General features: G+C 71.3%; 18 protein-coding genes and 1 tRNA gene. 4 read left to right on the top strand and 15 right to left on the bottom strand.

Annotation, left to right across the window (positions count from 1 at the left end; genetic code table 11):
* The 6 genes from GA0070558_RS33610 to GA0070558_RS27645 all read right to left on the bottom strand — a co-directional run.
* Window positions 1-1,340: tetratricopeptide repeat protein (locus GA0070558_RS33610; protein ID WP_176734402.1), on the bottom strand; the 1,340-nt coding region annotated here is incomplete at its 3' end.
* A 221-nt stretch (window positions 1,341-1,561) separates the two neighbouring features.
* The gene (locus tag GA0070558_RS27665) at window positions 1,562-1,864 is read right to left on the bottom strand and encodes a hypothetical protein (RefSeq protein ID WP_091285026.1); all 303 of its coding nucleotides are present in this window, start codon (window positions 1,862-1,864) and stop codon (window positions 1,562-1,564) included.
* Window positions 1,865-2,180: 316 nt separating this feature from the next.
* On the bottom strand, window positions 2,181-2,375 hold the full coding sequence (locus GA0070558_RS27660) for a hypothetical protein (RefSeq protein ID WP_091284922.1): 195 nt from the start codon (window positions 2,373-2,375) through the stop codon (window positions 2,181-2,183).
* On the bottom strand, window positions 2,368-2,946 hold the full coding sequence (locus GA0070558_RS27655; protein ID WP_091284920.1) for a hypothetical protein: 579 nt from the start codon (window positions 2,944-2,946) through the stop codon (window positions 2,368-2,370). The genes GA0070558_RS27660 and GA0070558_RS27655 overlap by 8 nt, the downstream gene beginning before the upstream one ends.
* A gap of 14 nt (window positions 2,947-2,960) precedes the next feature.
* A complete protein-coding gene (locus GA0070558_RS27650; protein ID WP_091284918.1) occupies window positions 2,961-3,302 on the bottom strand; it encodes a PadR family transcriptional regulator in 342 nt (113 codons plus the stop codon).
* 165 nt (window positions 3,303-3,467) lie between these two features.
* The gene (locus tag GA0070558_RS27645) at window positions 3,468-5,822 is read right to left on the bottom strand and encodes an AfsR/SARP family transcriptional regulator (protein ID WP_256092155.1); all 2,355 of its coding nucleotides are present in this window, start codon (window positions 5,820-5,822) and stop codon (window positions 3,468-3,470) included.
* 567 nt (window positions 5,823-6,389) lie between these two features.
* On the opposite strand from GA0070558_RS27645, the gene GA0070558_RS33605 reads away from it, so the two are divergent.
* The 3 genes from GA0070558_RS33605 (at window position 6,390) to GA0070558_RS27630 (ending at window position 10,837) form a co-directional block, all read left to right on the top strand.
* Window positions 6,390-8,330, top strand: coding sequence for an Hsp70 family protein (locus tag GA0070558_RS33605; protein WP_176734401.1), 1,941 nt, complete (start codon window positions 6,390-6,392; stop codon window positions 8,328-8,330).
* 1,082 nt (window positions 8,331-9,412) lie between these two features.
* Window positions 9,413-9,622 (top strand): helix-turn-helix transcriptional regulator, encoded by a 210-nt coding sequence (locus GA0070558_RS27635; RefSeq protein ID WP_074479352.1) that lies wholly within the window; start codon window positions 9,413-9,415, stop codon window positions 9,620-9,622.
* Window positions 9,623-9,625: 3 nt separating this feature from the next.
* Window positions 9,626-10,837: a tyrosine-type recombinase/integrase gene (locus tag GA0070558_RS27630; protein WP_091284914.1), complete on the top strand. Its 1,212-nt coding sequence runs from the start codon at window positions 9,626-9,628 to the stop codon at window positions 10,835-10,837.
* Between the two features lie 114 nt (window positions 10,838-10,951).
* Here the strand turns inward: GA0070558_RS27630 and GA0070558_RS27625 are convergent.
* The 9 genes from GA0070558_RS27625 to ald form a co-directional block, all read right to left on the bottom strand.
* Window positions 10,952-11,025, bottom strand: a tRNA-Pro gene (locus tag GA0070558_RS27625).
* 756 nt (window positions 11,026-11,781) lie between these two features.
* Entirely contained in the window at window positions 11,782-13,185 is a 1,404-nt protein-coding gene (gene der, locus GA0070558_RS27620) for a ribosome biogenesis GTPase Der (protein ID WP_077939463.1), read from the bottom strand.
* Window positions 13,182-13,862, bottom strand: a complete 681-nt coding sequence (gene cmk, locus GA0070558_RS27615) for a (d)CMP kinase (protein ID WP_091284912.1) — start codon at window positions 13,860-13,862, stop codon at window positions 13,182-13,184. The genes der and cmk overlap by 4 nt, the downstream gene beginning before the upstream one ends.
* Before the next feature lie 189 nt (window positions 13,863-14,051).
* The gene (locus GA0070558_RS27610) at window positions 14,052-14,822 is read right to left on the bottom strand and encodes a pseudouridine synthase (protein WP_077939461.1); all 771 of its coding nucleotides are present in this window, start codon (window positions 14,820-14,822) and stop codon (window positions 14,052-14,054) included.
* A complete protein-coding gene (gene scpB / locus GA0070558_RS27605; protein ID WP_091284910.1) occupies window positions 14,809-15,618 on the bottom strand; it encodes an SMC-Scp complex subunit ScpB in 810 nt (269 codons plus the stop codon). Before scpB ends, GA0070558_RS27610 begins: the two co-directional genes overlap by 14 nt.
* Window positions 15,611-16,570 carry a segregation and condensation protein A gene (locus GA0070558_RS27600; protein WP_439709643.1) on the bottom strand — a complete coding sequence of 320 codons (960 nt, stop codon included), beginning with the start codon at window positions 16,568-16,570 and terminating at the stop codon, window positions 15,611-15,613. Before GA0070558_RS27600 ends, scpB begins: the two co-directional genes overlap by 8 nt.
* A 178-nt stretch (window positions 16,571-16,748) precedes the next feature.
* A complete protein-coding gene (locus GA0070558_RS27595; RefSeq protein WP_043968099.1) occupies window positions 16,749-17,672 on the bottom strand; it encodes a ParA family protein in 924 nt (307 codons plus the stop codon).
* A 209-nt stretch (window positions 17,673-17,881) separates the two neighbouring features.
* Entirely contained in the window at window positions 17,882-18,889 is a 1,008-nt protein-coding gene (locus GA0070558_RS27590; RefSeq protein ID WP_091285023.1) for a site-specific tyrosine recombinase XerD, read from the bottom strand.
* On the bottom strand, window positions 18,886-20,001 hold the full coding sequence (gene ald, locus GA0070558_RS27585) for an alanine dehydrogenase (protein ID WP_091284908.1): 1,116 nt from the start codon (window positions 19,999-20,001) through the stop codon (window positions 18,886-18,888). Before ald ends, GA0070558_RS27590 begins: the two co-directional genes overlap by 4 nt.
* 225 nt (window positions 20,002-20,226) lie before the next feature.
* Between ald and GA0070558_RS27580 the strand changes: the two genes are divergently transcribed.
* The gene (locus GA0070558_RS27580) at window positions 20,227-20,541 is read left to right on the top strand and encodes a TM2 domain-containing protein (protein WP_043968096.1); all 315 of its coding nucleotides are present in this window, start codon (window positions 20,227-20,229) and stop codon (window positions 20,539-20,541) included.
* Window positions 20,542-20,586 lie beyond the last annotated feature (45 nt).

The raw sequence follows: 20,586 nt of genomic DNA, 5'->3' as shown, positions 1-20,586 counted from the left end.
CCCAAGTCCCCCGCCGAGTCGTAGGCGCCGGCGAGGTTGTTGACCGAGGCCAGCGTGTCGGGGTGGTCGTTGCCGAGCACCCGCCGTCGATCGGCAAGGGCCTGCTTAAGGTAGGCGATGGCGTGAGGGAGGTTTCCCTGGTCGAGCAGGAACAGGCTGGTCGCGTTGAGCAGGTGGGCCTGGGCTACGCGGTCGCTGTCGGTGGCGTGTGCTCTGGTCTGGGAGACGAGCACGTCGACGTGGGGCACCAGGGTGCGCCACGTCGGCCAGGTGGTGGGGTCGCGCCAGTCGTCGGGCAGCGCGGTGGTCAGGGCGATCGTGGCGGCGGTGCGGGCGGTGGTGATGTCGTCGGGTTGGCGGTGCGGGTCGTCGGGGTCGGGTGTGCGGGCGACGGCCTGGACGAGCCGGTGCACGGTGACGGCCCGGGTGGCGGGGTCGATGCTGAGCATGTTGTACGCGGCCAGCCGGCCGACCGCCCGCGTCACCGCCGGTTCCCCCGCGCCGTCGCCGAGGTGGTGCCACAGGCTGCGGGGGACGGCTTCCGGCGCGTACCAGGCCAGGGCCCGCAGCAGCCGTCCGGGCAGAGGATCGTCAGCGAGGGCGTCGAGGGTGACCTGCCAGACCCGGGCGATCGTCCGTTCGGCAGCCCGGCCTTCCTCACCGTCGCGATACATGGCGGCGGGATGCTGCGCGAGCAGCCGCAGATAGTCACCGACGCTGGTCCGGGTCTGGGCCAGGTAGGCGCCGGCCTGTTCCACCGCCAGCGGCAGATGGCCCAACTCGACGCACAGGGCGGCAGCGCCTGCGGGGTCGATGACACCGCCGCCCTGGGACACGATCGCGGTGAGCAGGGCGACCGCCTGGCCGGGTTCGAGGACGTCCAGGCGCAGCGGGGTCACGATGTCGGGCCAGCCGGTGGCGCGACGGCTGGTCACCAGGATCCGCCCCCCGGGCAGCCGGCCCACCAGATCGGCGATGTGGGCGGGATCGGTGACGTTGTCCAGGATGAGCAGCCATCCGTCGTGGCAGGCCAGCCAGCGTACGGCCCATTCCCGCAGGGACGGTGACGGCAGAGCCGCGAGGGCTGGTTGCAGCGCGACGGTCAGGGCGACCAGGCCGGCGTCGAGAGCGGCGGGACTGTCCGCGGTGATCCACCAGATCGGGCGGTGCTGGTCGCGGTGGGTTGCCGCCCACCGTGCGACCAGGGTGCTCTTACCGATACCGCCGAGCCCGTGGACCGCCTGCACGACCACCACACCCGGATCCTGAGCCGCCGAGTCCAGCCAGCCCAGCGCATCCTCACGACCCACGAACAGCCGCAGCCGCACCGGCAGGTTCACCAGCCCAGCCGGTGCAGGCACATCTTCCGGAGCGACCAACCCCTCCGCCGGCACCACCGTCACGTGCTGGGTATTGGTCGCATGGGGGCCCGTGGAGGCGATACCGGGAACGCTGCCCGCCGTAATCGAGCCCGACCCGCTCGGCACAGCGGGATCACCCACCGGCGTCAGCGGCGCGGGATCAACGGGCAAAGGGGCAACCCGGCCGCGTCGAAACCACCTCACCGGTGCTGGGTGTTCGTCGCGTTGTCGCCCGTCGAGGCGATCCCCGTGAGATCACCCCGCACGGTGACCGACCCCGGCCCCGCCGCCGGCGGTGTCACCGCAGCGGGCGGCGTCGGTGCCGCAGCCGGGCCTCCCGAAGGGGCCAGCACGAGGGCGGCCACCGCGACCACGAAGCCCGCGGCCCCGGCCAGCCAACTGGCCACCTCCACCCCCTGCAAACCAAACACCACCGCCGCCACCACCAACCCGGCAGCGACCACCCCACCCACCCCGATGACCACCCAGCGTCGCGAACCCATGACCACATCATCAGCCACCATCGCCACCCGAACCACATCGGACAGTCCAGAGTCCGAAGGCAGACATCGCACACCAGGCGCTGTCGGTCCAGCGGACCGTGCCGCACTGCCAGGCGTACGAGTGCAACGACCCGCGCGGTGCCGTACATCGCACGCCGGACACGATCCGGGTCCGACATCTCCATACCTCGATAAGATCAGTCATGGAGGCATGACCGCGTGATCTTGAGGCCGGAGCGATTCTGCGGAATCACCCACCGGACCAGGTCCGCGAGGGTGCACGCCGGGCTGGCGCGCACCCTCGCGGATCGGCGCGCTACATACCCGTGATGGCGTAGCTGACGATCGCGTGCGCGGCCACGCTGACCGCACCCCAGGGCAGCATCACCCGCAGCACCTTGTAGGCGGCGTCGCGGCGGGGCTCGGTCTCGCTGAACACACTGGCCAAGGCCATCAGGACCACCATGCCGGCGTAGACCAACACGAGCGTGACCGGAACCCACTCAGGCACGGGACCGCTCCCCTCTCAGACGCAACCCGACCGCCAGCCTCGGCGCGCTGAACAGCAGGATCCCGAGGATGTACCCGACGCGACTCCACCACGGCGCACCCTCGGAACCCAGGTCGTACAGCTCCCCCGTCCACTCCTCGCGGTACCGGGACACCGCCGACCCCGGCAATAACCCCGCCGCGCCGCGCAACAGCATCGCGATGCCAGCTCCTGCAATACGCCTCGGGCCGGCGACGGTAAAGCCGCCAAGAACGGCGAGAGCGGCGTTGCTGATAACGGCGAAGCGGAGGTCGGTGGCGGTGGCAGAGTGGGCGGTGGTGGGGGCAAAGCCGATGGCGGTGGTGGCATAGAAGCCGGTGGTGATGGTGGTGACAAAGAAGCCGATGGTGCGGAGGAGCGCGATGTCATAGACGCAGGTGACGACGCCGGCGAAGAGGAAGACGACCTCGATGAGGGTGGGGCGCTTGCGGGAAGCGACGACACCGACAGCGCTGGGGCCGTCGACAACCGGCGGTAGGTTGTCGGCAAGCGCTCCGAGTGAGCAGTCTTCGCGGTTGCTGCTGAATGCCATCTCGGTTTCCGTCCTCACTGGCAACCCGGCTGCGGGCGCAGCCTGCTGAGCGCGGGGGTGCGAGCGGCGGACTGGCTGGCTTCGGCGAGCGCGAGGCGCGCCGTTACAGCTCCGTCAGGAGTGAATCGGTAGTAGCGGCGGCGGGGCCGGCCGGCCTCCTCATGCTCAGCTGGGTCCTCCCAGTAGCTCTCCACCCACCCCGCCTGTTCCAGGCGGGCCAGGATCGGGTGCAGGCTGCCAGACTTCAGTCCCGTCTCGGCGGCGATGTCGCGCCCCCAGCGAGCCTTTGTCGGCTCGGTCAGCAGCGCGCGTACCACCGCCACCGTCTGCGCGGTGAGGCGTGGTCCCGTAGTCATAGGCAAACTCTACCTAGGTAGCGGGATGCTGTCTACTTAGGTAGATCCGAGGTCGGGACGACGGCGAGCGGGCTCTGGCCTGGAAACTGCGGGGGGCCTAGTGGCCGATGCCGCCCTTTCGATGTAGCACCGCCCTACCTAGGGCGGTTCCGCTCCCGGTGGTGCTCACTTGCCAGCGAGGTTGCTCCGGAGCCTGTTGGCGAGGGTGATGGTGGCTTCCTGGGGTTCGGCGTCAAGGTCGGTCAGTGCTGTGGTCAGGGCACGGAAAAGGATTCGGATGCCGTCGGTGTCGCTGAGGGCGTGGCGGGCGTGCATGGCGCGGGTGTAGAGGGCCTCGTTGTAGCGGTCCAGTGCGATGGCCCTGTCGAGCAGGTCGGATGCGGCCTGTGGGTCTGTGTGGATGAGGTCGTCGGCGAGTAGGAGGTGGGCCTCGGTTGCCCAGCGGCGCACGGTTTCCCGGTGGGGTGGGAGCCATTCGTAGTCTTGGCTGTCCGCCAGGGGTGCGGTGTAGAGGTCGCAGGCGGTGGTGAGCAGTTCGCGGCGGCGTGGGCCGGTGGCGATGGTGGCGGTGCGCATGAGGTCCCGCAGGGTCCAGACGTCGATGTCGACGGTGGTGGGGTCGAGCCGGTAACGTCCGGCGCTCTTGACGACGTAGGCGTTCTTCGTGTTGGGGGTGGCGGCACGGGCGAGGACGTGTCGGAGGTTGCTGACGTTCGTGTGGACGCGCTGGTCGGCTTGGCTGATACGGGCGTCGGGTTCGAGGTACTCGCCGATCTCGCGGGTGGTGACTCCGTCGGGGTGGCAGGCCAGGAACACGGCGAGTTCGAGGGCCTTGGCGCGCAGCGGTCGGCCGGGGTGGGTGATGTCGTCGATCCGCGGCGGTCCGAGGACCCGCAGCCGCGCCTTGCCGATGGTGTCGGTTTCGGCGGCTGCGGTTATCGGTGCGGGACGGTCGACAGACGTGGTCTCGGTTCGGCTGGCCTGCAGTGGGACCGTCGGGACCGGCTCGGCGGATGACGGGAATGTGGTGGGTTCACCGATGTGGGCCTCGCGCAGGGTCGTGAGGATCCCGAGGGCGGTGTGGGTGCCGAGTACGGGCAGGCGCGGCGGGATCGGCTCGGTCGCCGATCCGGAGGCGAGCGTGGTGTGGCCGTCTGAGGTGACGTCGATGGTGGTGCCGGGCGTCCATTCGCCGAGCAGCACGGCGGACACGTTGAGGTTGCCGCCGAGGGTGAGCACGGTCGCGGCCCGGGTGGAGGTGGCCGCGGACGGAGCCCTGGTAATGAGCACGACCGGCGGCAGGGGTTCCTTGTCGGGGGCCTGTTGGCGTGGGGTGTCCAGGTCGGTCAGCGTGTGTTCGTCGAGGATGCGGCTGCGGCGCAGGAGTCGGGCCTCGACCGCGGTGAGCGCGTCGTCGAGGTCTGCGGTGGTGTGCAACCGTGGCCATGGTGCGAGGGCGGTGGCGTCGGGGCCCAGGAGGGTGGCCAGGGTGGCGGTGTCGATGATGACTTCGCCACGGGCATTGGGGTGGTGTGGGTTGCCGGTGGCCAGGGCCGCGACGAGAGCGGCGCGGGCTACGGCGTGCGCACCGTCGCCGACGATGCCGTTTCCGCCGGTCGGTAGCGACGCGAGTTCGGGTACGAGCGTCGACGGCTCGTTATCGTCGGCGCCCGGGTTCGGGGGTCCGGGGTGGCGGGCAGTCACGGCGCGGCGTACCTGCACCACGGGCGGCGGGAGTTCGGCGGGTGGATCGGTGTCGGGTTCACCGGTGTAGCGGCGTCGGCGTTGGAGCCAGACCAGAGTGGCGGCGGCGCTGATCGCAACGGCGAGCGACCAGGGCAGCCAGTCGCCTCCCGGCAGCTGCACTCCGTCCTGATCGGTTGCCACCGCCGGGTTGTGGGTGTCGGGGTTTGTCGGCGTGACCGGCGACGAGGTGAGGTCGGCAGTCGTCGAGGATGTGGTCGGCGTTGAGGCGGACGTACTCGCTGCGGCCGAGGGTGTGGCGCTGGGGACGGCTGCCGGTCCCTCGGTGGTCGGCGGTGGTGTGGTGGCGTCCGGCCTGTCCGGGTCGGCACTCGGCGATGCCGATGGCGTCGTAGGTCGGGACGGCGTCGCCGGTGGCGGCTTGGGTGGTCTGGCGGGCGTGGCGGTGTGTGGTGGGCGGGCGTCGGCGGGCAGGCGCAGTTCCCAGCCGGGGTAGATGAGGTCGCAGTCGCGCAGGGTGCCGCCGACGCCGGGAAAGTGGCGGTGCTTGTTCAGGCTGCAGATCTGCGGCCACCGGTTGGCGTCGCCGAGCCAGTCTTTGGCGACCTTGGACAGGGTGTCGTGCCGCTCGACCGTGTACAGGTAGCGCTGCTCGGCGACCAGGATGATGGCGGGTCCACGGGCGGCGGCCTGCCGGGGAACATCGGCGTGCTCTGCGGCGGCGACGGGCGTGGACGGCGGGTCCGGGTTCGCCACGCGGCCGAGCGGGCCGGCGGAGGTGACGGCGAGCGCGGCAGTGCCGGCCAGGCCGAACACGAGCCGGTGCAGCGGGGCCGGCAGCCTGAGCGCGGGAACGCGCCACCGGGTCAGCCCGGCGAGGATCTCGGCGAGCAGGAGCAGCGCGAAGACGCCCCACAGCAGCCACATCGCCCAGAGGGCCGCGCCGATGAGGACATCCGGGGTGAACCGTCCGCTGGACCGTTCGAACCAGTCCGGGATCTGCGACCACGCCGGTAGCCGTCGCAGCGGGTTGCCGCCGACGACCCACAACAGCGCCGGTACTCCCGCCAGGAAGAATCCGGCACCGATAGCGACGCGGGCGGCGCTGGTCAGGGAACGGGACAGCGGCCTACGGCGTCGGGGCGGGTCGTGGGGAGGATGGACGGTGGCCCGCGCACCGTATTCGGCCAGTCTGTCGCCTCGGTCCGGGGACATCTGCGGCACCTGCCCCTCCCTGCGGCTGATCGTCAATCTCTTCCCATACACGAGGATCAGCGTTTCCGGCCATCCCAGCCGGAAGGATTCTCATCATTCGCGCACCGGGGATCATGGGAGAGGATCACGGTTGACAATGCCTCGCCACCACGGGTGAGACTGCCTCTCATGGTCAACGGGGACGCCAGGTTGTCGATCGACCTCAGCTCCTCGGCCATCGCCGCCACGGTCAGCCGGCAGGGCACCCGGGTTCCCATCCTCATCGACGGTCGACTCGTCATGCCGCCGGGCGTCGCCGTGGGCCCCGCCGGTGACCTCTACGTCGGTGTCGACGCCGCCGCCGCGCGGTCGCTGCCCGCAGACCATCGGTTCGTCAAACACCCGGCCGACCACCTCGCCAGCCCTGCCCAGGCTCCCGATCCGGCACAGCCCAATCCCGTGGATGTCCTCGCTGCAGTCCTGCGGCACGTCAGCAACCACGCCACCCACCAGGTCGGCCAGCCGATCACCGACCTCACCGTGACCATCCCACCGGCCTGGGGACCACGCCGCCGCACACACCTCAGCAAAGCAGCGGCCCGAGCGGGACTACCACCGCCGGCCCTGGTCACCGCACCCGCTGCCCTGGCCACCTACACCACGACACTCGGCCTCACCACACCCGAGAACTCCTGCGTACTCGTCTGCCAGGCCGACCACCATCCACCCACTCTCACCGTCCTGCAGACGGTCAGCGACGGCTACCGCGAGCTGGCAACACAGCAACTCCACGGCCCACACGACCTCGACGACCTCATCGCACGACACGTCGTAGCCACCGCGACCACCGGCCACGACCCGCTCCGAGCAGTCGGCGACCACACCGACACAATCACAGCGCAGGACCACGGCGCTCTCCGGGAGTCCATCCGCACCGCCCGGCACCAACTCGTCCAGCAGGAGCGGGCGCCGATCATGCTCCCCACACCCCACCACCCTGCGGTCATCACCCGCGACGACATCACCACCGCCACCCAGCCCCTCCTCGACCAGATGCCCGACGCAGTCGCCCACCTCCTCGACGCGGCCGACGTCGACACCGAAAACCTCACCGCTGTCATCGTGAGGCCAGCGCCCGGCGTGCCCGCACTGACCGACCGCCTCGCCGCAGCGACCCGCGTCACCCCCACCATCGTCGACCACTCCCACGCCCTCGCCGACGGAGCCCTGACCCTCACCACCACCCACCAACCCGGACCCCGGGCCGCTGCCGCCCAACTCCCCCGCGTCCGGCTGCGCATCAGCGACCTCACCGGCGCCCTCCTCATCGGCGCATGCTCCCTGGCCCTGCTGCTGCAAGCCGTCCTCACCGCCGACATCACCACCCTCTTCACCAGGGTGGTCGAAGCCCGCATCTCACTACCGCAACTCGGCACCGCCGGCGCGCTCGCCATGCTCACCGCCTTCGCCGTGGCACACCTGGCACCCACCACCTGGCTCGCCGGAACACCCACCACGCCCACACCCGAACCCACCACAGGCAGCCTCATCCGACGCGGATATCTCACCGCCGCCGTCGGCGGCACCATTACCGCCGCCCTCTACGGCCTCGCCACCGGCACCGCCGTCGGGCTCGACTACACCCCCTACCTGAAATGGACCCTGGGCACCGCTCTCCCCCTCGCGCTCTGCGCCACCCTCATCGCCGCCACCGCACCCCGCATCCCCGCCGACGCATTACCCACCTGGCTCGCCATGACCCGCCCCGCCATCACCCACACCGTCACCGCAACCGCCGGCATCTTCCTCATGCGCGCCGCCCTCACCATCACCACCCCCGTCGACCTCACCGGCATGCCCGGCCTCGTGGGCAGCCTCGGAGCAGCCCTCCTCGGCACCGCCACCGGCCTCACCGCCACCCGCACCCGACTGGCCCGCACCATCACCGCACCCGGCCTGGCCATCGGCTACGCCCTCGTCTTCACCTACAACACCAACAGCGCCCTCATCGCCGGCTACCTCATCGCCCTCACCTGGTGGGGCATCCGCCTCACGACTAACACCCTGCAACTGGCCTTCCCCGACGTCCGGTCAGCGCTACACCGCCTCACCGGTCACTCTGACGGCTGAACAGTCGCCGAAAGCAGACAAAAGCCACGGCTCAGGTCCGTGATTGGCGCGGGATTTCCGCTCTTTCAAGGTGACTCGTCCGGCCGCCGATCAGAAGGCGGTAGCTAAGAAGGGACGCGCCCCGCTGCCCCGGACGCATCTCCAGGCACGAAGCCGCACGTACAGGCTCATTGTCGAGCCAGTCACCATATCGCCAAGCCCGTCGAGCAGTCGGCGGGCTTTCTGCATTTCTCAGCCCGCCAACCGAGCCAGTCCTCATGGCGCAGACGTCGGGCTATCTCCGCCTGCCCCGAAGGAGGATCCAATGGCCAAAAGCTGATCGGCCAGCACTCAGCACAGGGCCATTGAGGCCCGCACCGGGTCGGCCGTCCTGTCCACACTCGAACATTCCGCGCAGTGCGGAGAACCACCAGTAGTCCACTCCCCATTCAGCAGTCACCGAGCCGAGCCAGGTCTTGGCCTACGCGCCAACGACAAGAGCCACGGCACGCGGCAGCTCACCGCTCCGACCCGAGGGCTGCCAGCAACGCACGGCGCTCCATCCCGTACCGCATCGCTGTCTCGACAGCCTCTCACGGCGCACTGGCCGACACCGCGTCACTCGAAGAGCTACGCATCGAGGCCGGCACCAACCCGAACCTCCACTTTGCCAATCTTCCGAAAGGCCACCCCACTATGGGAACACATCAGAACCACCGAACCCTCAATCTCCACCAGAAGAGTCGACTGAGGCCAACCTTCCCAGCACGCTCATTCACGTTCAGTCCTGATGCGACTCCGCTCGATATTCCACAATTGGCGGAGCGGATCTCCACGGACATCAGCGGCAGGCTTGACACCTCAGGACCGCAACGAATGGATAGACACCCACAGCCGACACATGCCGCGACCATGCACAGCAGTGTCAGCGGCACCGGCCCCCTTTCCCAGTCAGGCTGCAATGAAAGGAAGTCCGATCGATGTCCGCCCCACCCCCAACCCCGCCCCGGCACCGGGCCGTCAGGCACCACCGGCCGCCGGCATCTGGCCGGCCACGCCACGCCGGGCCAGCAGCCTGGTTCCGCCTATCCGCCGGGCCAGCGATGAACGGCCCGAACGCCCCCGAGTGGCGGCCCGACCCTCTGCTGACCATCGATGACCTCGCCGCCTGGCTGGGCAAGCCCAAGAACACCCTCTACGCCTGGCACAGCCGAGGTAAGGGCCCCCGCGCCATCCGCGTCGGCAACACGCTGCGTTACCGGCGCAGCGAGGTCGAGCGCTGGCTCGATGAGCACACCGACGCGGAGCGGTAGGCCATGTCCCGACCTGAACTGCCCATCGGAACCTGGGGCAAGATCCGCACCGAGAAACTCGGACCCCGCCGGTTCCGCGCACGAGCCCGGTTCCGCGACTACGACGGCAAGACCCGCGACATCGAGGCCACCGACACCACCGGCCCAGCCGCCGAACGGGCGCTGAAAATCAAGCTACGTGACCGCACCACCCCCAACGACGACGAGATCACCCGCGAGACCCACGTCAGCAGACTCGCCGAACTATGGATCGAAGAGATCACCACCGAGGAACGGATCGCACCACAGACCATCCACCGATACGCGACCAGCGTGCGCGCGGCGATCCTGCCCGCCCTCGGCAACCTGCGGATCCGCGAGGCCAGCGTCGGGCGACTGGATCGGTTCCTACGCGACATCGCCAAGGACCGCCCCTCGGCCGCCAGAGGCGCGAAGGTCGTCCTGAGCCAGATGTTCGCCCTCGCCGTGCGCCACGGCGCACTTCCCACCAACCCCGTACGCGACACGGGCCGACTGCGCAAACCTCGCCGCGCAGTCGTCATCCTCTCCGACGAACACCTCCAGGCCGTCCGCACCGCCATCCGCGACTGGCAGCGACCGGTCCCCGGCAAGCCCGGGCCCCGGCACACGGGCGACCTGGCCGACGTCGTCGACCTCATGCTCGCCACCGGCGCCCGCATCGGTGAGATCCTCGCCCTGCGTTGGGCGGACCTGGACCTCGCCACCGCACGCCCCACCCTGACGATCTGCGGCACACTGGTCTTCGTCACAGGCCAGGGCTTCTTCCGACAGCCCTGGACCAAGAGCGACGCCGGCTACCGCATGGTCGTCCTGCCCCGCTTCGCCATCGGCATGCTCCTGACCCGCAAGCTCGACGCCGCCGACAACCCCCACGACGCGATCTTCGCTTCCCGACGCGGCACCTGGCTGTCGCCCAACAACGTCCGCCGTCAGTGGCGCCAGGCCCGCGCCGACACCGACCTGGCCTGGGTCACCCCGCACACCTTCCGCAAGACCGTGGCCACCCTCATCAAGGAAGAGACCAGCACCAAGAACGCCGCAGCCCAGCTCGGGCACTCCAGCGAGGAGGTCACCGCCACCTACTACATCGCCAAGCCCGTCCAAGCACCCGACGTCTCCGACGTCCTCGAACGCCTCGGCGCCGACCGGAACAGACGCCCTACGCCCAGGGGGCACGACGATGACCATGGATGACAAACCTGGTTGCCGCCCCGGGTAATCGGGGGGTTTTCGGGGGGCGGTTCAAAACTCCATAGACGAAAGCAAAAGCCCTGACCAGTGTTTCCGCTGGTCAGGGCTTTTCGCGTGTCGGGACGGCCGGATTCGAACCGACGACCCCTTGACCCCCAGTCAAGTGCGCTACCAAGCTGCGCCACGTCCCGATGCTCCCGCGAGGCACTTGCTCCCTGCGACAGCCGTTACAGCTTAACGCACGATCTTCCGCACGCACGCATCGGCCCCGCCCCCGATTGCCGACCCACACCCGCTAAAGCATCCTAGGAGGATAGGGGGAAGCTTCTCCGAAGGGCGTTGGTCGGATCTCGGGCCCCACGCACCCGTAAGGCGTCGCCAGATTGGCCGGGCGGGCACCATTCACTGGGCGTGAGTCCATGCCAGGCCGCCCATGCTTCCCGCCCGGCCCCGGCGCTCCACCCGCCCACCGCCCGCCGCACCTCCGCCACCCGCCGCGCATTCTCGCCTGCCACGTCACGGGCCTTCTGAACGGACAGTTGCTGTTCGTCCGCGACGACAACTGTCCACGATCACAGCGGTAGGGGTTTGGCGCCATCGGCGGGAGCAAGGGCGTACGGGGTGGAGGCCGGGCATCCCCGAAGACGCAGGGACGCAAGCCCGGCCCGGCTCGAAGGACAGGCAGGACCGCGCCGACCCGGGATAAGGACGCGAACGGCACGTTGAGCCAGCTGAGGACGCAGACGGCACAGCAGCCGGACGAAGACGTAGACGGCCCGCCACGCCAGACATGGGCACAGCCGGGCACACCAAGGCACCGGGAACACGCCCGGCCCCGCTACGCAGGGCCGGGAGTGCTCGCCGAGGGTGGCGTCAACCGGCGGCAGGTGGATCAGGGGAAACGGACAAGCAGGCAGGGCGCGAGCGGGACAGGAGGCGGTACGCCGTCAGCCGTGCGCCTTGCCCCGACCGCCCGGACCGAGCTTCTTGCGCGGGCGTACCGAGATCTCCACCGGGCTGCCCTCGAAGCCGAACTCCTCGCGGAGCTTGCGCTCGACGAACCGCTGGTAGCCGGCGTCCAGTGGCGCGGTGGTGAAGAGCACGAACCGCGGCGGGGCGACCCCCGCCTGGGTGGCGAAGAGGATCTTCGGCGCCCGGCCGCCGCGCACCGGGTGCGGGGTGGCCTGCACCAGGGCGGTCAGCCAGGAGTTGAGCTGCGCCGTGGGCACCCGGGTCTCCCAGCTCGCCAGGGCCTTGCGCAGCGACGGGGCGAGCTTGTCGACCGCCCGGCCGGTCTTGGCCGACAGGTTGATCCGCAGCGCCCACGGGATGCGGCGCAGCTCGCGCTCGATCTCCTTGTCCAGGTAGTACCGGCGGTCGCCGTCGACGAGGTCCCACTTGTTGAAGGCGATGACCAGGGCCCGACCGGCCTCGGTGACCATGGACAGGATCCGCTGGTCCTGTTCGCTGATCGGCTCGCTGGAGTCGAGCAGCACCACGGCCACCTCGGCGGCCTCGATCGCCCCCGCGGTGCGCAGACTGGCGTAGTACTCGGTGCCGCTGGCCTTGCCGACCCGCTTGCGCAGCCCGGCGGTGTCGACCAGTTGCCAGGTTTCCCCGCCGATCTCGACGAGGCTGTCCACCGGGTCGACGGTGGTGCCGGCGACCGAGTCGACGACCGCCCGCTCCTCGCCGGAGAACCGGTTGAGCAGGCTGGACTTACCGACGTTGGGCCGACCGACGAGGGCCACCCGGCGCGGGCCGCGAGGGCGGTTCTCCACGATCGTCGGGGCCTCCGGCAGCGCCTGGAGGATCCTGTCGAGCAGGTCGCCGGAGCCCCGGCCGTGCAGTGCCGAGATCGGGAACGGCTCGCCGAGGCCGAGCGACCACAGCGAGGTCGACTCCATCTCGATGGTGGTGTTGTCGGCCTTGTTGGCCACCAGGATGACCGGCTTGGCGCTGCGCCGCAGCATCTTGACGGCGGCCTCGTCCACGTCGGTGGAGCCGACCATGGCGTCGACCACGAACAGCACCACGTCGGCGGTGGCGACAGCGATCTCGGCCTGCGCGGCGATCGCCGCGGCGCGGTCCTTCGCGTCCGGCTCCCAGCCGCCCGTGTCGACGACCGTGAACGCCCGGCCGGACCACTGCGCGTCGTAGGGAACCCGGTCCCGGGTCACCCCGGGGATGTCCTCGACGACCGCCTGCCGACGGCCGATGATGCGGTTGACCAGGGTGGACTTGCCGACGTTGGGGCGGCCGACGACGGCCACCACCGGCACTGGGCCGGTCGGCTCCTCGGTGTCCGCGTCCGGCTCGCGCAGTTCCACCCAGCCCTCGTCCGTGGTCACGCCACGCCCCGCTCGGTCAGCAGCGCGCGCAGCCGGTCGACGACCTCGTCGATGCCCAGCTCCGTGGTATCCAGCACCACCGCGTCGGCGGACTGCTGCAACGGGTCGGCCTTGCGGGTCGAGTCAAGCCGGTCGCGGCGGGCCAGGTCGGCGGCGGTGGCGGCCACGTCGGTGGCGTCCTCCGCGCTGCGCCGCTGGGCGCGCGCGGCCTCGGAGGCGGTCAGGTAGACCTTCAGGTCCGCGTCGGGGACGACGACCGAACCGATGTCGCGGCCCTCGACGACGATCCGGCCGGCCTTCGCGATCAGCTCCCGCTGCCGGGCCACCAGCAGGGCCCGCACCGACGGTACGGCGGACACGGCGGAGACCGCGCCCGTGACCTCGGGGCCCCGGATCTCGGCGTCGACGGTCACGCCGTCGGCGGTCACGGCGTACCCCTGGGGGTCGGTGCCGATGCGCAGGTCGACCTCGGCGGCGACCTTGCCCACCGACTCGGCGTCGGTCAGGTCGACCCCGGAGCGCAGCACGGCCCAGGTGATCGCCCGGTACATCGCACCGGTGTCCAGGTAACGGGCCCCGAGGCTCACGGCGAGCCGCCGGGAAACGGTGGACTTACCCGAACCGGACGGCCCGTCCACAGCGACCACGCAGCGCCCGGCCCGTACGTTTTCCTCCACCGTGATCCTCCTCAGCCCGTGCCTCGCGGGGCCCGGCGGCCCGTCGCGAGCGGTTTGTCGTCGTCGTCAATCATGCCCGCGGCCCATCGAGGGGCCGCGCGCGACGCCGTCGGTGGCGACCCACGCCACCGTGCGTCCCGTCCGGGACGTCACGGAAGCCTACCTGTTGGGGTACCCCGTCCTACGGGGTCAGTCACCCACCGCCTTGAACAGGGCGGCGACCTCGGCGTTGGTGAGCCGCCGGGTGCGACCGGCGCGCAGGTCGCCGAGGCGGATCGGCCCGATCGAGGTACGCACGAGGCGCGACACCGGGTGCCCGACCTCGGCGAGCAGGCGTCGGACGATGTGTTTGCGCCCCTCGTGCAGGGTCAGCTCCACCTGGGCGGTCTTGCCCAGGGTGTCCACCACCTTGAAGGAGTCGACGGTGACGGGGCCGTCCTCCAGCTCGACGCCGGCGGCCAGCCGCTTGCCGAGGTTGCGGGGGATCGGCCCGGCCACCTCGCACAGGTAGGTCTTCGGCACCCCGTACGACGGGTGGGTGAGCCGGTGGGCGAGGTTGCCGTCATTGGTGAGCAGCAGCAGGCCCTCGCTTTCGGCGTCGAGCCGCCCGACGTGGTAGACCCGCTGCTCCACCCGGTGGCCGATGAAGTCGGACAGGGCGGTGCGGCCCTTCTCGTCCGCCATGGTGGAGACGACCCCGCGGGGCTTGTTCAGGGCGAGGTAGACCAGCCGGGTGTCGGCCTGGAGGCGCTCGCCGTCGACGAAGATGACGTCGCGGGTCGGGTCGGCCCGGTCGCCGAGCTGGGCCACCTTGCCGTTGACGGTGACCCGGCGGCGGAAGATCAGGTCTTCGCAGGCGCGGCGGGATCCCACGCCGGCGGCGGCCAGCACCTTCTGGAGGCGTTCGGCCCCCTCGAAGACGGGCGCGTCGGTCTTGGGGGCACGGTCATCGCGTCGCATCGGCAAGCTCTTCTACGTTGTCGGGGAGGAACGGGGCGAGCGGGGGCAACTCGTCGACCGAGTTCAGCCCCAGCTTCTCCAGGAACATCGTGGTGGTCCGGTAGAGGAAGGCGCCGCTGTCCGGTTCGGCACCGCACTCCTCGACCAGCCCGCGGGAGACCAGCGTACGGAGCACCCCGTCGCAGTTGACACCCCGGATGGCCGAGATGCGCGAACGGGTCACCGGCTGCCGGTACGCGACCACGGCGAGGGTCTCCAGCGCCGCCTGGGTCAGCCGGACCGACTGCCCGTCCAGCACGAACCGCTCGACGTACGTGGCGTATTCCGGGCGGGTGTAGAGCCGCCAGCCGCCGGCCGCCCGGCGCAGCTCGAAGCCGTGCCCGGCGGCGGTGTAGCCGGCCGCGATGTCGTCGAGCAGGGGGCCGATGCGCTCCGGGGGCTGTTCGAGGACCTGGGCCAGGGTCAGCTCGCTGACGGGCTCGTCGACCACCAGCAGGATGGCCTCCAGCGCCCCGCGCAGTTCCGCGTCGTTGAGCGCGGGGGCCGGCGGTGGCACGGGAGCGGCCCGGCGCCGCGAGGCCCGCTGCTTCCGCTCCCCCGCCTCCGCCGCCTCCCCCGCCAAGGAGATCTTGGAAGAATCCGGCCCCTCCAGGGGCCGTTCGTTTCCAAGATCTTCCCGGGTGGCCGGCGGCGGGGCGAGGGGTTCCGGTGGGGCGGGGGGACGGGGGCGGTTCCAGGGAGGGACCCAGGCGGCGGCCTGGTCGGCCAGGGAGTCCCGGCGCTCCTCGTCACTCATCGCGCTGCTCCTCGCCGTCCATGGCCTCGCCGTCCACGGCCACGCCGTTGCCGTCCTTGTCGTTGCTCGTGCCCGGCTCGGACGGGGCGCCGGCATACTCGTCGACGTGCAGCTCGGTGCCGCCGTCGGCGGGGCCGGTCCAGCGGACGGTCAACTCCTCCAGGGCCTGTTCCTGCACGAAGGACACGAGGCCCTCCCGGTACAGCTCCAGCAGCGCCAGGAAGCGGGCCACCACCTCCAGGGTGGCCTCGCAGTCGGCGCAGAGCAGGGAGAACGTGGCGACGCCGGCCCGGCGCAGCCGCTCGGCGATGATCCCGGCGTGTTCCCGGACGCTGACCCGGACCAGGTGCACGTGCGCGATGGACACCTCGGGCACCGGCTTCGGCGTCATCGCCCTGACCGCCAGCTTCAGCAGCCGCTCGGGGCCGATGCCGAGCACCAGGTCGGGCAGCGCCTCGGCGTAGCGGGCCTCGAGGGTCACCGCCCGGGGGTAGCGCCGGCCGCCGACCGCCTCCAGCTCGGCGATGTGCGCGGCGGCCTCCTTGAACGCCTTGTACTGCAGCAGCCGGGCGAAGAGCAGGTCCCGCGCCTCCAGCAGCGCCAGGTCTTCCTCGTCCTCGACCTCGGCGGTGGGCAGCAGCCGGGCCGCCTTCAGGTCCAGCAGGGTGGCGGCGACCAGCAGGAACTCGCTGGTCTCGTCCAGGTCCCACTGGTCGCCCATAGCCCGCAGGTAGGCGATGAACTCGTCGGTGACCCGGTGCAGGGCGACCTCGGTGACGTCCAGCTTGTGCTTGCTGATGAGCTGGAGCAGCAGGTCGAACGGGCCGGTGAAGTTGTCCAGCCGGACGGTGAACCCGGTGGACTCCCCGCCCGCGCCGTCACCTGCCACGCCACCGGAACCGGCCACGGGGGGCGGCGGTGCGGCGGGCGGGTCCAGGGGCGGCGCGGTCACCGGACGACCGTAGTCCACGCCCCGGGCACCGCGACGACAAGGCCGCCCCGGGCGACAAGGCCGCCCCGGACGACGAGGTCACCCCGGGCGCCAACAAGGCCGCCTCGGCGGGGCGCGGCCACCGACCGCTGGTGCGTCCCCGGCCGGGGACGCGCGCGCCGACGACGGGCCACCCGGCCTACCGCTCCGCCTGCGCGGCGATCACCTCGCGGGCGAGCTGCCGGTAGTTGCGGGCGCCCGACGACGCCGGGTCGAGGGTGGTGATGGGCGCCCCGGCCACCGTGGACTCGGGGAACTTCACCGTCTTGGTGATCACCGTCTGGTAGACCTTGTCGCCGAACGCCTCGACCACCCGCTGCAGCACCTGCCGGCAGTGGGTGGTGCGGCTGTCGTACATGGTGGCGAGGATGCCCTCCAGCTCCAGGTCGAAGTTGAGCCGCTCGCGCACCTTGTCGATCGTGTCCAGCAGCAGGGCCACGCCCCGCAGGCTGAAGAACTCGCACTCCAGGGGGATGAGCACGCCGTGCGCGACGGTCAGCGCGTTGATCGCCAGCAGGCCGAGGGAGGGCTGGCAGTCGATGAGGATGTAGTCGTATTCCTTGCGGATCGACCTGAGCACCCGGGCGAGGGCCATCTCCCGGGCGACCTCGTTGACGAGCTGTATCTCGGCGGCGGAGAGGTCGATGTTGGCCGGCAGCAGGTGCAGCCCCGCCACGTCCGTCTTGATCAGGACGTCCTCGGCGGTGACGTCGTCCTGCATGAGCAGGTTGTAGACCGACAGGTCGAGGTTGTGCGGGTTGACGCCGAGGCCCACGGAGAGGGCGCCCTGCGGGTCGAAGTCGACCAGCAGCACCTTGCGGCCGTATTCCGCGAGCGCCGCGCCCAGGTTGATCGTGGTGGTGGTCTTGCCGACGCCGCCCTTCTGGTTGGCCATCGCGATGATCCGGGCCGGCCCGTGCCGGTCGGTGGGCATCGGCTCGGGGATCGGCTTGCGCATCGTGTAGGCCGCCGGGTCCGCCGGCCCGAGGTCCGCGCCGAGCGTGGCCTGCTGCTCGCGGAGCTCCGTCGTCCAGGTCTCGGCACGGTCACCGTTGCCAGCCATGTCCTCGTTGCCCCCTCCCGACGACCACCTGGCGTCGGAGCCGTCCGACGTCCCTCGCGGCGCCGCGGCGCACCCCGGTCCTGTCGCCCCGCAAGGTCCGCGCCATGCCGACTGTACGCCACCGGTCAGCAGGGCGTTCGGCACCGGTACGGCGTGTCGGCCCCGACCGGCCGGTCCCGGTGGGCGGGGCCGGTCGACGCGTCCCGCGGTCAGCCGCGGGCGCGGGGGTGGGCGGTGGCGTACACCTCGCGCAGCCGCTCCACGGTGACCAGCGTGTAGACCTGGGTGGTGGTCACCGAGGCGTGGCCGAGCAGTTCCTGCACCACCCGCACGTCGGCCCCGCCGTCGAGCAGGTGGGTGGCGTACGAGTGGCGCAGCGTGTGCGGGGAGACAGCGTTCGCCCCGTCCACCGGCAGCCCGGCCCGCTCGGCGGCCCGCCGCAGGATCGTCCACGCCCCCTGCCGGGTCAGCGCGCCCCCGCGCGCGTTGACGAACACCGCCGGGGTGCCCCGGCCGGCGGCCACCAGGGCCGGTCGGCCACGCACCAGCCAGGCGCGCAGCGCCTCGACGGCGTACCCGCCGACCGGCACGAGGCGGGCCCGGCCGCCCTTGCCGCGCAGCAGCACCGCCGCCTCGCCGCTGTCGAGGCCGTCGAGGTCGTCGATCGCCGCGCCGACGGCCTCGGAGATCCGCGCGCCGGTGGCGTACAGGAACTCCAGCAGCGCCCGGTCGCGCAGCGCCAGCGGCGCGCCGTCGCCGGTGGCGGTCACCGGGCCGGCGGTCTCCAGCAGTCGCACCACCGAGTCGACGGGGAGCGCCCGGGGCAGCCGGCGCGGCGGGGCGGGCGGCCGGACGTCGCGGCTCGGGTCGGCGCCGGCCAGCCCCTCGCGCAGGGCGAAGCGGTGCAGCCCGCGCACGGCCGACGCGGCGCGGGCGGCGGAGGAGACCGCCAGGGGCGGGTGGTCGTCGTCGCCGGCGCGCAGCCGGGCCAGGTGCGCCTCGACGACGCCCGCCCCGACGGTGGCGAGGTCGGCGATCCCGGCGGCGGCGAGGGTGGCGAGGTAGCGGTCCAGGTCCCGGCGGTACGAGGCGAGGGTGTTCGCGGACAGGCCACGCTCGACGGTGAGGTGGTCGAGGTAGCCGCGCAGGGCCCGGCGCAGGGCCGGCGCGGGTTCCGCGCCGGCCCCGTCCGGTGTCCCGGTGCGCTGCCCGGTCAGGCCAGCACCTCGGCCAGCGGCAGGGTCGGCATGCCGTGCGCCTCGGCGACCGGCCCGTAGACGACCTGCCCGTCGTGGGTGTTCAGGCCCAGCGCCAGGGCCGGGTCGCGGCGCAGGGCCGCGCGCCAGCCGTGGTTGGCCAGCTCCAGGGCGTACGGGAGGGTCACGTTGGTCAGCGCGTAGGTGCTGGTGTGCGGCACCGCGCCGGGCATGTTCGCCACGCAGTAGAAGATCGAGTGGTGCACCTGGTAGGTCGGCTCGGCGTGCGTGGTGGGCCGGGAGTCCTCGAAGCAGCCACCCTGGTCGATGGAGATGTCGACGAGCACGCTGCCCGGCTTCATCCGGGAGACCAGCTCGTTGGAGATCAGGGTCGGGGCCTTCGCCCCGGGGACGAGGACCGCGCCGATGACCAGGTCCGCGTCGAGCACGGCCCGCTCGATCTCGTACGCGTTGGAGGCGACCGTCTGCAGGTGGCCCCGGTAGATGGCGTCGGCCTGGCGCAGCCGGGCCACGTTCTTGTCCAGCAGCAGCACCTCGGCCTGCAGGCCGAGCGCGATCGCGGCGGCGTTCATGCCGGACACGCCCGCGCCGATGACCACGGTCTTCGCCGCGTACACGCCGGAGACGCCGCCCATCAGGATGCCGCGCCCGCCGCCCTGCCGCTGCAGGTGGTACGCGCCGACCTGCGGGGCGAGCCGGCCGGCCACCTCGGACATCGGGGCGAGCAGCGGCAGCGACCGGTCGGGCAGTTCCACGGTCTCGTACGCGATGCCGGTGACCCCCCGGTCGACCAGCGCGTCGGTGCACGCCTTGGACGCGGCCAGGTGCAGGTAGGTGAAGAGCACCTGCCCGGCGCGCATGCGGTGGTATTCCTCGGCGACCGGCTCCTTGACCTTGAGCACCAGCTCGGCGGTGTCCCACACCTCGTCGGCGGTGGCCAGGATCTTCGCGCCGGCCGCGGCGAACTCCTCGTCGGTGATGCTCGACCCGACGCCGGCGCCGGACTCGACGAAGACCTGGTGGCCGCTGCGGGTGAACTCGTTGACGCCCGCGGGCGTGATGGCCACGCGGTATTCGTGGTTCTTGACCTCGCGAGGGATTCCGACCTTCACGATGCAGACACCTCTCTCCGGGGCCGACCCGCCCCGACCGCCCGGTGCGCGGAGGCTCCGTTGCCGCCGCGGTCCACCGTCCCGCCGGCGGCAGTCTAGGCGGGCCGCCCGTTTCGCGGCGCCGACACTGTGCCATCCCGTGCCCGGGGGTGCTGACGATGTGTCAGGCATCGATGGGGCCGGCGGTGGAGAGCGGATCAGCCGTTCCGCCAGTGTTCGCCTCCCATCGTCCCACCGGTGGGGTGCCGCTGCGGACAGGACGCGAGTCGATCACTATGGTTTCGCCCCATGACCACTCCTTACCAGCAGTACCCGCAGGGCGTCTCCGACAAGAGCAAGGTCGTCGCGGGTGTACTCGGCATCCTCCTCGGCGGCTTCGGCGTCGGGCGGTTCTACATGGGCGACACCAAGACCGGCGTGCTCCAGCTCGTCGTGACCCTGGTCACCTGCGGCTTCGGCGCCCTCTGGGGCACCATCGACGGCATCCTGATCCTGGTCAACGGCGGCGTCGACGGGCAGGGCCGCCCGCTGCGCGACTGATCTCCACCTCGTCTCGAAGGGGCCGTGCGGCGCGCCGCACGGCCC

Origin of the sequence: Micromonospora haikouensis, assembly GCF_900091595.1 — a bacterium.
Classification (GTDB): Bacteria; Actinomycetota; Actinomycetes; order Mycobacteriales; family Micromonosporaceae; genus Micromonospora; species Micromonospora haikouensis.
The sequence above is the reverse complement of the archived record's forward strand: the minus strand, read 5'-3'. Positions and strand labels throughout refer to the sequence as shown.

Excerpts from the sequence above, each read along its gene's own strand:
- GA0070558_RS27665 (WP_091285026.1), bottom strand. The coding sequence starts at position 1,864 with ATGGGTTCGCGACGCTGGGTGGTCATCGGGGTGGGTGGGGTGGTCGCT.
- GA0070558_RS27655 (WP_091284920.1), bottom strand. The coding sequence starts at position 2,946 with ATGGCATTCAGCAGCAACCGCGAAGACTGCTCACTCGGAGCGCTTGCC.
- GA0070558_RS27650 (WP_091284918.1), bottom strand. The coding sequence starts at position 3,302 with ATGACTACGGGACCACGCCTCACCGCGCAGACGGTGGCGGTGGTACGC.
- GA0070558_RS33605 (WP_176734401.1), top strand. The coding sequence starts at position 6,390 with ATGGTCAACGGGGACGCCAGGTTGTCGATCGACCTCAGCTCCTCGGCC.
- GA0070558_RS27635 (WP_074479352.1), top strand. The coding sequence starts at position 9,413 with ATGAACGGCCCGAACGCCCCCGAGTGGCGGCCCGACCCTCTGCTGACC.
- GA0070558_RS27630 (WP_091284914.1), top strand. The coding sequence starts at position 9,626 with ATGTCCCGACCTGAACTGCCCATCGGAACCTGGGGCAAGATCCGCACC.
- GA0070558_RS27610 (WP_077939461.1), bottom strand. The coding sequence starts at position 14,822 with ATGCGACGCGATGACCGTGCCCCCAAGACCGACGCGCCCGTCTTCGAG.
- scpB (WP_091284910.1), bottom strand. The coding sequence starts at position 15,618 with ATGAGTGACGAGGAGCGCCGGGACTCCCTGGCCGACCAGGCCGCCGCC.
- GA0070558_RS27595 (WP_043968099.1), bottom strand. The coding sequence starts at position 17,672 with ATGGCTGGCAACGGTGACCGTGCCGAGACCTGGACGACGGAGCTCCGC.